The sequence below is a fragment of the Corallococcus exiguus genome (genome assembly GCF_009909105.1).
Classification (GTDB): domain Bacteria; phylum Myxococcota; class Myxococcia; order Myxococcales; family Myxococcaceae; genus Corallococcus; species Corallococcus exiguus.
Map to the genome: position 1 here is coordinate 676,383 of NZ_JAAAPK010000004.1, position 14,394 is coordinate 690,776.

Annotated in this window: 13 protein-coding genes; 11 read left to right on the top strand and 2 right to left on the bottom strand. The window is 69.6% G+C overall.

Annotation, left to right across the window (positions count from 1 at the left end; genetic code table 11):
* The first annotated feature begins 7 nt into the window (after positions 1–7).
* From GTZ93_RS18915 to sitI6, 3 genes are read left to right on the top strand one after another with little or no spacing between them, the layout of a single operon-like run.
* Positions 8–1,180, top strand: coding sequence for a threonine synthase (locus GTZ93_RS18915; protein ID WP_139924003.1), 1,173 nt, complete (start codon positions 8–10; stop codon positions 1,178–1,180).
* A gap of 8 nt (positions 1,181–1,188) precedes the next feature.
* Entirely contained in the window at positions 1,189–1,827 is a 639-nt protein-coding gene (gene sitA6 / locus GTZ93_RS18920; protein WP_261778622.1) for a SitA6 family polymorphic toxin lipoprotein, read from the top strand.
* A gap of 38 nt (positions 1,828–1,865) precedes the next feature.
* Positions 1,866–2,561, top strand: a complete 696-nt coding sequence (sitI6, locus tag GTZ93_RS18925) for a SitI6 family double-CXXCG motif immunity protein (RefSeq protein ID WP_257979222.1) — start codon at positions 1,866–1,868, stop codon at positions 2,559–2,561.
* A gap of 1 nt (position 2,562) precedes the next feature.
* On the opposite strand, the gene GTZ93_RS18930 is transcribed toward sitI6, so the two are convergent.
* Positions 2,563–4,953, bottom strand: a complete 2,391-nt coding sequence (locus GTZ93_RS18930; RefSeq protein ID WP_139919064.1) for a glycoside hydrolase family 31 protein — start codon at positions 4,951–4,953, stop codon at positions 2,563–2,565.
* A 74-nt stretch (positions 4,954–5,027) separates the two neighbouring features.
* Between GTZ93_RS18930 and GTZ93_RS18935 the strand changes: the two genes are divergently transcribed.
* The 7 genes from GTZ93_RS18935 (at position 5,028) to GTZ93_RS18965 (ending at position 12,564) form a co-directional block, all read left to right on the top strand.
* Complete coding sequence (locus GTZ93_RS18935; protein WP_121751894.1) at positions 5,028–5,219, top strand: hypothetical protein; 192 nt, start codon at positions 5,028–5,030, stop codon at positions 5,217–5,219.
* A gap of 82 nt (positions 5,220–5,301) precedes the next feature.
* A complete protein-coding gene (locus tag GTZ93_RS18940; RefSeq protein ID WP_139919063.1) occupies positions 5,302–5,805 on the top strand; it encodes a hypothetical protein in 504 nt (167 codons plus the stop codon).
* Positions 5,806–5,939: 134 nt separating this feature from the next.
* Positions 5,940–7,583: a GMC family oxidoreductase gene (locus GTZ93_RS18945; protein ID WP_139919062.1), complete on the top strand. Its 1,644-nt coding sequence runs from the start codon at positions 5,940–5,942 to the stop codon at positions 7,581–7,583.
* Positions 7,584–7,929: 346 nt separating this feature from the next.
* Positions 7,930–9,348, top strand: a complete 1,419-nt coding sequence (locus tag GTZ93_RS18950) for a sensor histidine kinase (RefSeq protein WP_257979221.1) — start codon at positions 7,930–7,932, stop codon at positions 9,346–9,348.
* Positions 9,349–9,447: 99 nt separating this feature from the next.
* Positions 9,448–10,119 carry a DUF2378 family protein gene (locus tag GTZ93_RS18955; RefSeq protein WP_139919061.1) on the top strand — a complete coding sequence of 224 codons (672 nt, stop codon included), beginning with the start codon at positions 9,448–9,450 and terminating at the stop codon, positions 10,117–10,119.
* 274 nt (positions 10,120–10,393) lie between these two features.
* Entirely contained in the window at positions 10,394–11,833 is a 1,440-nt protein-coding gene (gene dgt, locus GTZ93_RS18960; protein WP_139919060.1) for a dGTP triphosphohydrolase, read from the top strand.
* A 56-nt stretch (positions 11,834–11,889) separates the two neighbouring features.
* Positions 11,890–12,564, top strand: a complete 675-nt coding sequence (locus tag GTZ93_RS18965; protein ID WP_120578849.1) for an SOS response-associated peptidase — start codon at positions 11,890–11,892, stop codon at positions 12,562–12,564.
* A 10-nt stretch (positions 12,565–12,574) separates the two neighbouring features.
* Here GTZ93_RS18965 and GTZ93_RS18970 read toward each other — a convergent pair whose 3' ends face one another.
* Positions 12,575–12,952: a response regulator gene (locus GTZ93_RS18970; protein WP_257979220.1), complete on the bottom strand. Its 378-nt coding sequence runs from the start codon at positions 12,950–12,952 to the stop codon at positions 12,575–12,577.
* A 201-nt stretch (positions 12,953–13,153) separates the two neighbouring features.
* Between GTZ93_RS18970 and GTZ93_RS18975 the strand changes: the two genes are divergently transcribed.
* A complete protein-coding gene (locus tag GTZ93_RS18975; RefSeq protein ID WP_139919059.1) occupies positions 13,154–14,353 on the top strand; it encodes a hypothetical protein in 1,200 nt (399 codons plus the stop codon).
* Positions 14,354–14,394: the final 41 nt, after the last annotated feature.

A 14,394-nucleotide genomic window follows, 5' to 3' on the forward strand; every position in this document is an offset into this window, starting at 1 on the left:
CGGAGGCATGTCCGTCCTCCGACTTGAATGCACGAAGTGCGACCAGACGTTCGCGCCGGGCAAGGTGTGGAACCTGTGCACGGCGTGTCAGGCGCCGCTGTTCGCGCGCTACGACCTGGAGCGCGCGGCGAAGACGTTGCGCAAGGAAGCGCTGCCCGGACGTGAGCGCTCCATGTGGCGCTACCACGAGGTGTTGCCGGTGGATGACCCGGCGCAGCGCCTGATGTTGGGGGAGGGCTTCACGCCGCTGCTCCCCACGCCCCGGTTGGGCTCACGGCTGGGGTTGAAGCACGTCCTGGTGAAGGACGAGAGCGGCAACCCGACGGGCTCCTTCAAGGCGCGGGGCCTGTCCGCCGCGGTGTCCATGGCGAAGGCGCTGGGCGCGAAGGCGGTGTGTCTGCCCTCCGCTGGGAACGCGGGCAGCGCGCTGGCGGCATACGCGGCGCGGGGCGGGCTGGAGGCGCACGTCTTCGTGCCGAAGGACATCGCGTCGCTGTTCCTGATGGAGACGCGGGCCTACGGCGCGCACGTGGAGACGGTGGACGGACTCATCTCCGACGCGGGCCGGGTGTGCGCGGGGCTGGCGAAGGAGCATGGCTGGTACGAGTGCGCCACGCTGAAGGAGCCCTACCGGGTCGAGGGCAAGAAGACGATGGGCTACGAGCTGGCGGAGCAGCTCGGGTGGACGCTGCCGGACGTCATCCTCTATCCGACTGGTGGAGGCACGGGGCTCATCGGGATGTGGAAGGCCTTCGAGGAGATGGAGGCGATGGGGCTGATTGATTCGAAGCGGCCCCGGATGGTGGCGGTGCAGGCGGAAGGTTGCGCGCCCATCGTGAAGGCGCACGCGGAAGGCAAGCCGGACGCGCCCATGTGGCAGGGCGCGACGACGCACGCGCACGGCCTGCGGGTGCCCAAGGCGCTGGGGGACTTCCTCATCCTGCGCGCGGTGAAGGACAGCCACGGCACGGCGGTGTCGGTGACGGAGGAGGAGATCGTCCAGGGCACGAAGGACGCCGCCGCGGCGGAAGGGCTGTTCATGGCGCCGGAGGGTGGCGCGTGCGTGGCGGCGCTCAAGAAGCTTCAGGCCGCCGGGGACGTGAAGCCGGAGGAGACGGTGGTCGTGTTCAACACGGGCACGGGCTTCAAGTACGTGGAGAACATGGCGCCGCTGTGGTGAGCCGCATGATGACGAGGCTCTTCGCGGTGGGTTTGTGCGTGTTGCTGACAGGTTGCGCGTCCGCGCCCTTGCCGGCGCTGGAGGACTGGGGCGCGGCGGAGGATGACGCCTGTGAGGGGCACGACCGGTGTGTGGCGCTGGTCTGTGCTGACGACCTCTGCGGCCTCTATCGCTGCGAGGACACCGGTGTGTTGCTGGCACGGGGAGGCATCCGGCCTCCCGTGTCGTCAGCGGCACCCGGTGCAGGTCCCCGGCGCAATTGGGGGAGTGCCCAGCCGCTTCCAGGGGACCGCGAAGCCATCTTCGTCATCCGCTGGTACAACCATCCCGCGCCTCCTCCGCCACCGGATGGCAGGAGGCCTTCCGGCTCGGGATGGGTCAAGCATCATCTCTACCCTCAAGAGGAACGCCTCGCGGAGTTCTTCTGGCGGAGGGGAAGAATCAACGTGCATGACTTCACGATGGTCATTCCCCGTGCGGAGCACGTACGAATCCATGGGCCGGGAGGGCGGGGTGGTCCCTGGAATCAGACGTGGCGTGACTTCGCTCGTAAGAACACGAATGCGACTCCTAAGGAGATCCAGGACCAACTGGCTCGGATGATCGTTGACTTCAACATCATGGGACCCATTGTTTCCTACTATTAGCTTCGCTAGTCGCCGGAGGATCCGTGAGGTTCTTTGAAGTGAATGCTGCGAAAGGGGCGCGCTTCACCGGATTCATCGATGGCGCGCACCGATGGGGATTGCCGGGAGGGTTGTGTCCTGTGTGTGGGTCCAGCCCTGGTGGACTGGGAGAGGCATATCCCTCCGTGGATCTCTCGGGCTGGGCCCATAGGGGAGAGCTCGCGGAAGCACGGCAGGTTCCGATCGAGGAGTACGAGCGACTGCGTGATCTCGTCCGGCTTCAGGTGCCCTTCGAGGCGCCATTGCTGCCAGGGGCCGAGTTCGGGCCTCTCATCGGCAAGGCCTCCGGCAAGTGGAGTGCGCTCGATCTGTATGACCCTTGGACCCTGGTGATGCGGAGCGAGATCGTGGACCTGCTGCGTGAGGCAGGCATCGCCCTTCGCGCGAGCAAGATGGACCTGCGCTTTCGGAGCAAGGTCGAGGTGGAGCTGCGGGAGGTCGAGATCCATTGCCGAGGCCGACTGCACGACAGCTGCTTCCCAGGCGGACGGGAACGGCCCTGCGAACGGTGCGGGCGGCAAGGAGGGAGTTATCCAGACGCACCCATCCTCGACGGGAGCACCCTGACCGGCGACCTGGACCTGTTCCGCCTCAGCGACTACACGACCATCATCATCGCGACGGAGCGCTTCGTGGACGCCGTGAACCGCTTCGGATTCGAAGGCGTCGTGTTCAAGGAACTCCCTGTCCTCTGACCTACGGAGCCACGTCCAGTCGCGTCCAGTCCGCGGCGACCTGGAGCTCCAGCACGCCGTCCTCGAAACGGTGTGCCTGCGCTCCCGTCACCTTCCGCACGGACGTCAATCCATACATCCGGATCGTCTCCTCCGTCCGCGCCCGCGCGAGCATTCCCGCCTCGCTCCGCTCCAATCGCAGCACTCCATCCGTCACACCGCCGCGCAGCGCTGTGAGCCGTGACGCACCGTAGCCGTCTCCCGCGTCCTCGTAGAGCCGGCCGTATATCTCCACCGCCACGTGCACGTGCCACTCCAGGTGCTTCCAGTTCGCGTCCGTGGTGTGCATCGCGGGCCGTGTCAGCGCCACCGCGCCTCCCGCGCGCAGCCACACCGGCACCGTGTCCAGTGGCCCGTCCGCGATGACGTGCTGTCCTCCCTCGCGCACCTCCCCTGTCCACTCCAGCCCTGGCCACTCCAGCCATGCACCCGCTGGCAGGTACGCCAGTCGCTTCGTCTGCCCGGGCCGCACCACCGGCGCCACCAGCAGGTCCCTTCCGAACAGGAACTGATCGAACGCACCCGCCGCCTCCGCGTCCCCGGGCGCCTCCATCAACAGCGGCCTCAGCGGCGCGATCCCCGTCTCCGACGCTTCGTGCATCAGCGTGTACAGCGTGGGCAGGAGCCGGTACCGCCGCTCCAGCGCCGCTCGCGCCAGCGTCAGGTAGGGCTCTCCGAACCGCCACGGCTCCTGCGGCGACGTTCCCTTGCCCGCGTGGTTGCGCATCAGCGGGTAGAACGCGCCCGTCTGCATCCACCGCACCAGCAGCTCACCGTTCGCCCGTCCGATGAAGCCCGGGATGTCCACCCCCGTGAGCGCCACCGCCGCCAGTCCCAATCCCATCAACATGGGCAGCGATGTCTCCAGCTGCGTCCAGTGGCTGGAGTTGTCCCCCGTCCACACCGCCGAGTAGCGCTGGATGCCCGCGAACCCCGCCCGCGTCAGCAGGAACGGCCGGGCCTCTGGACGCAGCTCTCGCAAGCCTTCGAACGCGCCCTTCGCCATGCCCAGCGCGTAGACGTTGTGCACCTCCAGGTGCCGCTTCTCCCCGTGACGCGCGTCGTACGGCAGCGTCTTGCCCTCCACCTGGCCAATGCCTTCCGCGCGCTCGCTCGTCAGCGTGAGGATGCCCACGTCCGGCTGCACCCCGAAACACGACGGCTCGTTCATGTCGTTCCAGAACCCCGCCACGCCCATCGTCACGAAGTCGCGATGCAGGCCTCCCCACCAGCGCTGCACCTCCGGCCGCGTCAGGTCCGGGAACACCGCGGGCTTGGGCCACACCTCGCCCACCAGCACTCCGCCCCGGTCGTAGCGCACCAGGTAGTCGCGTGCCTTCGCGTCCTCGTACACGTTCCAGCCCGGCTCCAGCTTCAAGGCCGGGTCGATGATGGGCACCAGCCGCACGCCCTGCGCCGCCGCCTCGCGCACCAGGCCGGCCGGGTCCGGATAGCGCGCGCTGTCCCAGGTCCAGACCTTGTACCCATCCATGTAATCGATATCGAGATACACGCAGTCCAGCGGCAGGTTCCGCTGCCGGTAGCCCTGGATGACGCCCCGGATGTCTTGCGCGTTCTCGTAGCCCCAGCGGCTCTGCTGCGCGCCCAGGCTCCACAGCGGGGGCAGGGGAGGCCGCCCCGTCAGCGCCGCGTACCTTCGCACCACGTCCGCGGGCATGGGTCCCGCGAAGAGGTAGCAGTCCAGCTCCGGCCCCCACGACTCCCACGCCACCCGCGACGCGTCCGCCAGCGCCACGTCCACCTCCGAGCGCCAGGACTCGTCCAGGAAGAACCCCCACGCCACGCCGTCGCGCAGGCCCACGAAGAACGGGATGGACTGGTAGAGCGGATCCGTGTCCGGGTGGTGCGGCACCACGTCCGTGTTCCAGAACGTGAAGTGCATGCCGCGCTTGTCCAGCGGCCCCACCTTCTCGCCGAACCCCAGGTAGCGCTCCCCCTCCGGCGCCCGCAGCTTCAGCCGCGCGCGGTGCCGGCTCATCGGATACGCGGCCTGCACCTCACCGGACACATCCACGCAACGCGCCAGCTCCCGCCCCTTCGCGTCCTGGAAGTGCCACGTCCCCGACTCCGTATCCACCTCCAGGGACACGCCCTCCGCCGTCACCCGCGTGCGCTCGTCGTCGCGTTCGACCTTCAAGGGGTGGCCCCCTTCGGCGATGACGGACCAGGACCGCTTGCCGGGCAGCTCGGGATGGAGGAAGCCGATCTCCGACGACACCGGCGCGTGCCTCAACCGCAGCACTCCGGGCAGCGGACACGACACCTCCAGGACGGCATGCCGGCCGGACAGGCGCAGCCGGTGGGGTTCGACGTGGGCGTCAGTGACGTGCATGCCTCGCAATCTAGGGAGCGCGCGCGGCCCGCACCCGCCTTTCCTCCCGGGCTCGTGCGATGCTGTGCACTGCCATGACGCCGCCACCTGATCCGCTGCCGTTCCCGGACAGCCTCTGCCACCGCTGCGCCGCGCCGCCCCGCTACGTCCAGACCCGGACCTCCACCTTCATCATGTGTCCGCTCCTGCCCCAGAAGTACGCGCCCCAGCCCGTGCGCGCGTGCTCTCTCTTCCGTCCCACCGAACCCGGCGCCACACCCGCCTGACTCTGGTGACGAGCAGGCAGCGGGGCGAAAAGGCCATTCCCCGCGCGGCATCCGTACCTTTGTCACAAGCAAAGGAGCCGTCATGGCCAGCCGTCGGAAGACCCACGCCGCCCCCCGGCGCAAGCACGCCGCCGCCACGCCCGCGAAACGCGCCGCGCGCAAGAGCCATGCGTCCGCCAGCGCCAGCGGCCGGTATACGGACCCCGCGCTGCGCGAGCGCCTCAAGAAACGCATCATGAAGAGCGACAAGGGCGGCCGCGCCGGCGAATGGAGCGCGCGCAAGGCCCAGCTCCTCGCCGCTGAATACAAGAAGGCCGGCGGCGGCTACCGGGGGGCTCGCGGCACCTCGCAGCGCCACCTGTCGTCCTGGACGAAGGAGAAGTGGGGCACCCAGGACGGCGGCACCCGCGCCCGCCACGGCCGCACCACCGCGCGCTACCTGCCCAAGGAGGCCTGGGCCCACCTGAGCCCGGCCCAGAAGAAGGCCACCGAGCGACGCAAGCGCACTGGCTCCCGGGCGGGCCGCCAGTTCGTCGCCAACACGCCCGCCGCACGCCGGGCGAGGAAGCAGGCTACGAAGCGCTAGCCCACGTCCCGGGGCCCTCCGTTCATTCCGGAGGCGTGCGACAGGTCCCGCCAGGCCGGCTCGCGCTCGTGGCATAGAGTGCGGACCTCCTGGAGGCGGGAAGCTCACACGCCCCGGGAGACGGAGAGGACGTCATGGACTGCGACTGGCTCATCATCGGCTCGGGGTTTGGCGGCAGCGTCAGCGCGTTGCGGCTCGTCGAGAAGGGCTATCGCGTGGTGATGCTGGAGAAGGGCCGGCGCCTCCAGGGCCAGGACTTCCCCAAGTCCAACTGGAACCTGAAGCGCTGGCTGTGGATGCCGCGGCTCGGGTGGCGCGGCCTCTTCAAGATGACCTTCTTCCGCCACGTCACCGTGCTGTCCGGCGTCGGCGTGGGCGGCGGCTCGCTCGTCTACGCCAACACGTTGCCCATCCCGCGGGACGACTTCTTCGACGCCGCCTCCTGGGGCCACCTGGCGCCGTGGAAGGAGGAGCTCGCGCCGCACTACGCGACCGCGCGCCGCCTGCTGGGCGCCACCGTCAACCCGCTCAACACGTTCCCCGACCAGGTCCTGCGTGAAGTGGGCGAGGACCTGGGCCGCCCCGACTTCCAGTCCACCACCGTGGCCGTCTACTTCGGCGAGCCCGGCGTCACCGTGAAGGACCCCTACTTCGGCGGCGAGGGCCCGGACCGCACCGGCTGCAACGCGTGCGGCGGCTGCATGCTGGGCTGCCGCAACAACGCCAAGAACACGCTCGACAAGAACTACCTCTACTTCGCGGAGAAGAAGGGCCTCACCCTCCACGCGGACACGGAGGTGACGTGGGTGCGCCCCCTGCCCGGCGGCGACGGTTACGAGGTGACGGCGAAGCAGGGCACCGGCTTCTTCAAGAAGACGCGCCGCTTCACCGCGAAGCACGTCATCTTCGCGGGTGGCGTGCTGGGCACCATGGACCTGCTGCTCAAGCTCAAGGACGCGCCAGACGGTCTGCCCAGGCTCTCCGAGCGCGTGGGCGACGGCGTGCGCACCAACTCCGAGGCGCTCATCGGCGTCATCAGCGGCAAGAAGCAGAAGGACCGCGACCTGTCCCGGGGCATCGCCATCGGGTCCATCCTCCACACCGACGAGCACTCGCACCTGGAGCCCGTGCGTTACCCGGAGGGCTCCGGCTTCTTCCGCCTGCTGATGGCCCCCCACGTCCCCGGCGCCACCGCGTGGTCGCGCATGGCCCGCCTGGTGGGGCTGCTCGCGCGCCGGCCCGTGCGCTTCCTCCAGGCCTTCTTCGTCCCGGACTTCGCGCGCCGCACGATGATCCTCCTGTACATGCGCACCATGGAGGGCCACCTGCGCATGCGCCGCGGCCGCGCGCTCACCACCGGCTTCCGCTCCGGCCTCACCACCGGCCTGCAGGAAGGCCCCGCGCCCACCGCGAACATGCCGGAGGCCTTCGACCTGGCGAAGCGCGTGTCCGACAAGCTGGATGGCTACCCCATGACCATGGTCAGCGAAACGCTCATGGGCATCCCGACCACCGCGCACATCCTGGGCGGCGCGTGCATGGGGGACTCGCCAACGACAGGCGCCATCGACGCACGCCATCGCTTGTATGGCTATGAAGGGCTGTACGTGGTGGATGGCGCGGCCATCTCCGCCAACCCAGGCGTGAATCCCTCACTCACCATCGCCGCGCTCGCCGAGCGCGCCATGACCTTCATCCCCGCCGCCCGGGAGCTGCCCCGGGGCGACACGGACGCCACGCTCGAAACACCCTCGCGCGCACACGCCGCCATCTCCTGACACCGCCCGCGGGGCGTGTACGCGGATGCCCCCTGTGCCCCCTTGGGACCTGGGGGCGGGCACCATTGGTCAGACGTGAGCGCGGGCCTTGTACTCCGGTCCTGATTTCGGCGTGTCCGGTGGACGCGGGAATGCCCCGCTTGTCATTGTTGGCTGCGAATGCACGGGCTGGCGCCACCCCGGCGCTGTCCCTCTTCGTCGGTATTGGAGCCGACAGTGTTCAGGCACCAGCACTTCACGTGCCCTCGGGCAGCATGGCTGGCCTGGAGAGTTCCGTGTAGTTCATATTTTACATGATTATCAGTTTTCGCCACCAGTCCGGCCGGGTGAAGAGATGACTTCGTCCATGTCAGCCTTTTCCATTCATGTTCCGGTGAATGTTTCTCCAGGCCTGGAGGACCGGGCCGCGGCGCTGCTGGCGTTGCAGTTGCGTGAGTCGCGCAAGCGGGTGGATGGCCTGTTCACCTGGCTGATGTTGGGGCAGTGGGCGGCGGCGGTGCTGGTGGCGGTGTTCGTGTCTCCCTATGGGTGGGAGGGCAAGGTGCGCGCGCTGCACCTGCACGTGCAGACGGCGGTGCTGCTGGGCGCGGCGCTGAGCGTGTTCCCGGTGATGCTCACGCGGCTGCACGCGGGGGAGACGGCGACGCGCCACGTGGTGGCCATCAGTCAGATGCTCTGGTCCGCGCTGCTCATCCACCTGACGGGGGGCCGCATCGAGACGCACTTCCACATCTTCGGCTCGCTGGCGGTGTTGTCGTTCTACCGCGACCCGAAGGTGCTGCTCACCGCCAGCCTGGCCATCGTCGCGGACCACTGCATGCGGGGCGCGCTGTGGCCGGAGTCCGTCTACGGACAGCTGCACCCGGAGTGGTGGCGCTTCCTGGAGCATGCGTTCTGGGTGGCCGCCATCGACGTGGTGCTGGTTGTCGCCTGCCGGGACGCGCTGCGCGAGCTGGGAGAGCGGGCTGGGCGTCAGGCCCTGGCGGAGGCCACCATCGAGGAGGAGCTGGCGCTGCGCGTGGGGCAGCTGGACGCCGCCGTGCGCGAGGTGCACGCCGTCCGCGGCCACGTGGAGCAGATGGAGCGGCTGGCGTCGCTGGGGCAGCTCACCGCCAGCGTCAGCCACGAGCTGCGCAACCCGCTGGCGGCCGCGCGCACCGCGCATGCGTTCGTCCAGCGCCGGCTGCGCAGGGTGGAGACCTCCCCCACGGATCCGCGCATCGCGCGCTTCCTGGACATCATCGACCGGGAGCTGCAGGCGTGCTCGGTCATCATCTCCGACCTGCTGGACTACGCGAAGGGCCGGCCTCCGCGCCGCACGCCCTGTCCGCTCAAGCCATTGGTGGAAGAGGCCATCAGCGTGGTGCCGCGCCGCGAGGGCGTGCGCGTGCACATCCAGGTCCCGGATGGGCTGCCGGTGCCGTGCCTGGACCGCGAACAGTTCCGCCAGGTGCTGGTCAACCTCATCCAGAACGCGGTGGAGTCCATTCCGGCGGAGCGCTCCGGGACGGTCTGCGTGCACGCCGATGCGTTGGGGGATGGCGGCTGGAGCCTGCGCGTGACGGACGACGGGCCGGGCATCCCCGCGTCGCTCCTGGAGCGCATCTTCGAGCCCATGTTCACCACCAAGCTGCGCGGCACCGGGCTGGGGCTCGCCATCGTGAAGCGGCTGGTGCAGGGACATGGCGCGCGCATCCAGGCGGAGAGCGACTTCGGCCATGGCTCGCGCTTCACCGTCCTCCTCCCTGAAGCGTCTCTTCCCTGAGGCGTGCGCGCCGGCTGCCGCGGCGCATCCCTGAAGAGAGCAGTGGCACGTAGGCGATTCGCACGTGGGGCGTGGGCTCACGCGATAACGGAGGCAGGCATGCAGGCACAGGCGAAGCCGTACCCGGAGGCGGGGGCGGTGGAGGCGGACTGGGCGGTGCGGCGCATGGCGGCGACGGAGCTGGACACCGCCCGGGGGATGTTCTTCCTGGGGGTGCTGGAGACGGTGCGCACCGACGTGGGTGAGGAGGCGGTGGCCGCCTGCCGGGCCGTCACCGACGAGCGCCGCTTCGTGGGCTTCTTCAACTACCCGGTGGCCAGCTTCCTCAAGCTGGCGCAGGTGGCGGCGCGGCAGTTGTCACCCCGGTGGGGCGGGTTCGACGAAGCGCTGCGGCAGATGGGGATGCAGGCCACGCGAAGCTTCCTGGAGTCCGCGGTGGGGCGCACGTTCCTGCTCCTCGCCGCGGGCGACCCGCGCAAGCTCGTCACGAACCTGCCGTCCGGCTACCAGATGGCGGTGAGCTACGGGGAGCGCACCGTCGACTGGAAGGGAGAGGGGGACGCGCTGTTCGTCATGCGGCGCGACTTCATGCCGCCGGCGTATCACGAGGGGGTGCTGCGCGAGGTGCTCACCATGGTGGGGGCGCGGAACCCGCGGGTGCATGGGCGCAAGCTGGGCCTGCTGGACACCGAGTACCACATCACCTGGGAGGTGCCTGTCGCGCTGCCCACGGAACCCCCCAGGCCGTCCCGCTGGCGGGTGTTCCAGTAGGGCGCGTGGGGGACCGGGAGTTGGGGCCCGGTCCCCCAGGCGTCGCGCTTTCGTCAGAAGGCGACACCCCCCCTCCAACCCTCGCGGCACCCCATGGCGCTGTCTCCCCTGTCTGTCGTGAGAGGAGAGAGAGTGGGAAGCGCGGAGGGGCCCGCCAACCCTGATGGGACCCGGGGCGGGGGCGCGTGGGGTTCCGGATGGCGCGGGAACTTGCGCCCCCGGTGCGGGGGAGCACGATGGCGGGGCTCTCCTCGCACCGGGAGGTCTCTTCCTCGTGAGCAGCAGTGACAATCAGGAACGGACGGAGCGCTGGCGGCGGCTCCTGTCGGACACCCGCGTCGGGTCGGGACCTCGCTCCTCGCAGGCGGAGGATGCGCACCGGCAGCTCGACGAGCGCAACGACTACTCGCGGGACTACGACCGCATCGTCTTCTCCAGCGAGTTCCGCTGCCTGCACGACAAGACGCAGGTGTTCCCGCTGTCGACGAGCGACTACACGCGCACGCGCCTCACGCACAGCATCGAGGCGTCCTGCGTGGGCCGCTCGCTGGGCCATCAGGCCGGGCTGCGGTTGAAGCTGCAGGGCGTGGAGTTGGATCCATCGCACCTGGGCACCATCGTGGCGGCGGCGTGCCTGGCGCACGACATCGGCAACCCGCCGTTCGGCCACTCCGGAGAGGCGGCCATCCAGCACTGGGTGGGCCAGCGGCTCGCGCCGCCAGGGGCGGGGACGAAGAGCCCGTTCGCGACGGAGGCCGAGTGGCGGGACCTGTGCGACTTCGAGGGCAACGCGCAGGGCTTCCGCATCCTCAACCGGCTCCAGTCGCGCGAGCGCCGGGGCGGGCTTCGCTACACCGCCGCGACGCTGGGGGCCATGAGCAAGTACCCGCGTCCGTCGGTGCTGCCCGGCTCGCGGCAGAAGACGAAGGGCGTCGTGTCGGAGAAGAAGTTCGGTTACTTCCAGGACGACGTCGACCTGGCGCTGGAGGCGTACCGCGCCACGGGCCTGCGCGAGCGCGAGCCCGGCGTGTTCAGCCGCCACCCGCTGGCCTTCCTCGTCGAGGCGGCGGACGACATCTGCTACGCGGTCATCGACCTGGAGGACTCCGCGAAGCTGGGGCTCGTGTCCATGGAGCGCGCGTGCCAGCTGCTGGAGTCGGTGCTGCCGGAGCCCACGGTCCGCAAACCGCCCCGGCACCTGGAGACGCGGATGGCGCAGGCGCGGGCCCGGGCCATCGGGAAGCTCATCCCCAAGTGCGTGGACGCCTTCGTGGAGCACGCGCAGGACCTGGAGGCGGGGCGGACGGAGACGTCGCTCACCGCGCTCAAGCCCGACGTGCGCGCGCAGCTGGAGGAGATCACCGACTTCACCCGCGAGCATGGCTACTGGAGCGAGCGCGTGCTCCAGATTGAGAGCGCGGGCTTCAAGACGCTGGGCGGCCTGCTGGACATGTTCGCCCTGTCGGTGGTGGCGGAGTCCCCCAACGCGGAGGAGAAGAAGCTGCGGCAGCTCTTGCCCATGGAGTGCTTCCAGCGCCCGGAGTTCGCGGCGGAGGATGAAGCGGCGCAGAAGCCGCTCCGCAGGGACGAGGCCATCCAGCGGCTCACGCCGTACCAGCGGCTCTTGTGCGTGACGGACTACATCACCGGCCTGTCGGACAGCCGCGCGGTGGAGCTGTACCAGCGCCTGTCTGGCATCCAGCTGCCCACGTAGGCCCTCGGGCGTCCGGAACGTGCGGCGCCGGCCGCCGGGCGCTACGCTTCACCCCCATGTGTGGCCGAGTCACCGTCCGGACCTCCCCCGCGCAGCTCGTCGCCGAGCTGGAGCTCGCGGGCGCGCGCGCGACGCTGGAGCGCGAGCGTTTCAACCTCTGTCCCACGCAGCTGTTGCCCGTGGTGCCCAACGACGGCGCCCGGCTGCTGGACGTGTTCCGCTGGGGGCTCATCCCGTCCTGGGCGAAGGACGCGTCCATCGGCAACAAGCTCATCAACGCGCGCGGTGAGACGGTGGCGGAGAAGCCCAGCTTCCGCTCGGCGTTGAAGCGCAGGCGGTGCCTGGTGGTGGTGGACGGCTGGTACGAGTGGAAGCAATCCACGAAGCCCAAGACGCCGTACTTCTTCCACCACCGCGACGGGAAGCCGCTCGCGCTGGCGGGCCTGTGGGAGGAGTGGACGGCGCCGGACACGGGCGAGGTGCTGCGCACCTGCACCATCATCACCACGAGCCCCAACGCGCTGATGGCGCCCATCCACGACCGGATGCCCGTCATCCTGTCGCCGGAAGGTCAGGCCGTGTGGCTGCGCCCGGAGCCTCAGGAGGCTTCCGTCCTGCTGCCGCTGCTCGTCCCCGCGACGGAAGCGCCGCTGGACGTCTACGAAGTGGCGCGCGGGGTAAATTCCCCCGCCAACGACAGCCCGGAGTGCGTGGCCCGCATCGCGGCCTGAGCCGCGCCTTCTATTTTCCCGTGGGCGCCCAGTAGGGCGCCACCGCCTCCTTGAACAGCTCCATGTGCAGGGGCTTCTGCAAGGTCCCGACGACGCCGGCCATGTGCTCCGTCTGGAAGCTGGCGGTCAGCACGAAGACGGGCAGCCCACACAGCGTCGCGTCGTCGTTCATCCGGCGGAGGAAGCCGTGTCCGTCCATCACCGGCATCATCAAATCCAGCAGGACGATGCAGGGCTTTCGGCAGGACGCCAGCGCCAGTAATCCCTCCTCACCATTGGTCGCCGTCAGCACGGAATAGCCTTCGAATTCGAGGTACCGGGCCATCACTTCCAGCTCCGGCTCGTCGTCGATGAGGAGGATCAAGGGCGGGGTCGTCGCGTCGGGCACGGCTCTCTCTTCCGCGTGGTCAAAGGAAAGCTAGGTCGCCCGAACACCGCACTGCCCAGGGCCCACCGTTGATTCCGGGCTGGTGGTTCCAGTCACGGCCAGTGAGGCAGGGGGCTGGCTGGCCGTCTGCCCTGAAACAGTGGCGCGGCGGCCCGGGACACTTCCTGGGTGCTCCGGAAAAAGCCCTCTAGGATTCGCGCCATGACGTCCTCCGACAGGGTCGCGCCAGGCAGGCGCCGGCGCATCGCCGTGGCTTCCCTGACGGGGCTCGCCGTACTGGCCGGTGCCGGCCTGCTGGCAGCGGAGGCGTGGTTCCAGGGGAGGTTCGAAACCCCGCTGCGTCTGCACCGCGAAGCGCTGGCCGCGAACGTGGACGCCTACTGCGCCGAAGAGGCCATGCTGGGCGCCGACCCCTGGTTCCACGAAGGCCGGACGGAAGGGGACGCGGGGCTGTTGCTCAACGCCTGGCTGCCCTGGTCGCGCGACCTGAAGCGGCCCCCGCCGGAAGGTTCGCCACTCGTCCTTCCCGAGTCGCTTCGCGAAGAGGCCCTGGACCTGAAGCAGGGCCGGTGGCTCACCGCGAAGGTCGACGTGTCCCGCCTGGACTTCGACTGGATGGTCCGGCTGCTGGCCTATGACCGGTGGGACCTGTTCAACGGCAGCCCCCTGAGCGCCGAGGGCCGCTTCAACTGGGCCGCCGGTGAGGTCCCCGACCTCTTCCTCCTCCAGCGCTGGGCGAAGTTCCGCATGCTCCACGGCCTGAGGACCGGCCACCCGGTGGAGGCCGCGCAGCAGGTGCGCCACCTGGCGTGGCTGAGCCTGCGCACGGACTCGCTCGTGGGCGGCTCGCTCGCCGTCAACCTGCTCGACATCGAGCGGCTCGCGCACGACGCCATGCCTTCGCCCCCGGAGGACTGGACGCCCATGCCCGCCGAGCAGACGGCCCGGATGAACGCCCTGCTCCAAGCGGCTCCCCAGTTCGCGGGACTCGCCGCGCCGCCGGACGTGGCCCGGAAGGCCCGCGGCTGCGCGACGGAGGCGAACCGGTGCATCGCCCTGACGGAGACCGCCTTCCACGCGCGGCTGCTGGAGTCCTTCGCGGCCCCCTCCCTGGATGAGGCCACCGCCGCGCTCGACCGCGACCTGGCGGACGCCGGCTGCCCCACGCTCGCAGCGCATGAGGTGCGCACGCGAAGTGTGACGTTGGAGGACCCTGCATCAGGAATGTCCTCCCTGGCCTCCTCCATGGCATGGATCCCCTGGACCCCTGGCCAATGGGCCCGCTCACGCATCGCCCGGGGCGTCCTCGCCAGCACCCTGGGTGACCTCACGCCGCCGCATGGAAACAGAACGAAACATCCCGCCCCCCTGCATGGCCAGGCAGGCCTTCCAACCCCCTGAATCGCCGTCCCGGGAGCACCGGGAAAAGGCCTGCGCCTGCC

Excerpts from the sequence above, each read along its gene's own strand:
- GTZ93_RS18915 (WP_139924003.1), top strand. The coding sequence starts at position 8 with ATGTCCGTCCTCCGACTTGAATGCACGAAGTGCGACCAGACGTTCGCG.
- sitA6 (WP_261778622.1), top strand. The coding sequence starts at position 1,189 with ATGACGAGGCTCTTCGCGGTGGGTTTGTGCGTGTTGCTGACAGGTTGC.
- GTZ93_RS18930 (WP_139919064.1), bottom strand. The coding sequence starts at position 4,953 with ATGCACGTCACTGACGCCCACGTCGAACCCCACCGGCTGCGCCTGTCC.
- GTZ93_RS18935 (WP_121751894.1), top strand. The coding sequence starts at position 5,028 with ATGACGCCGCCACCTGATCCGCTGCCGTTCCCGGACAGCCTCTGCCAC.
- GTZ93_RS18940 (WP_139919063.1), top strand. The coding sequence starts at position 5,302 with ATGGCCAGCCGTCGGAAGACCCACGCCGCCCCCCGGCGCAAGCACGCC.
- GTZ93_RS18945 (WP_139919062.1), top strand. The coding sequence starts at position 5,940 with ATGGACTGCGACTGGCTCATCATCGGCTCGGGGTTTGGCGGCAGCGTC.
- GTZ93_RS18950 (WP_257979221.1), top strand. The coding sequence starts at position 7,930 with ATGTCAGCCTTTTCCATTCATGTTCCGGTGAATGTTTCTCCAGGCCTG.
- GTZ93_RS18955 (WP_139919061.1), top strand. The coding sequence starts at position 9,448 with ATGCAGGCACAGGCGAAGCCGTACCCGGAGGCGGGGGCGGTGGAGGCG.
- GTZ93_RS18965 (WP_120578849.1), top strand. The coding sequence starts at position 11,890 with ATGTGTGGCCGAGTCACCGTCCGGACCTCCCCCGCGCAGCTCGTCGCC.
- GTZ93_RS18975 (WP_139919059.1), top strand. The coding sequence starts at position 13,154 with ATGACGTCCTCCGACAGGGTCGCGCCAGGCAGGCGCCGGCGCATCGCC.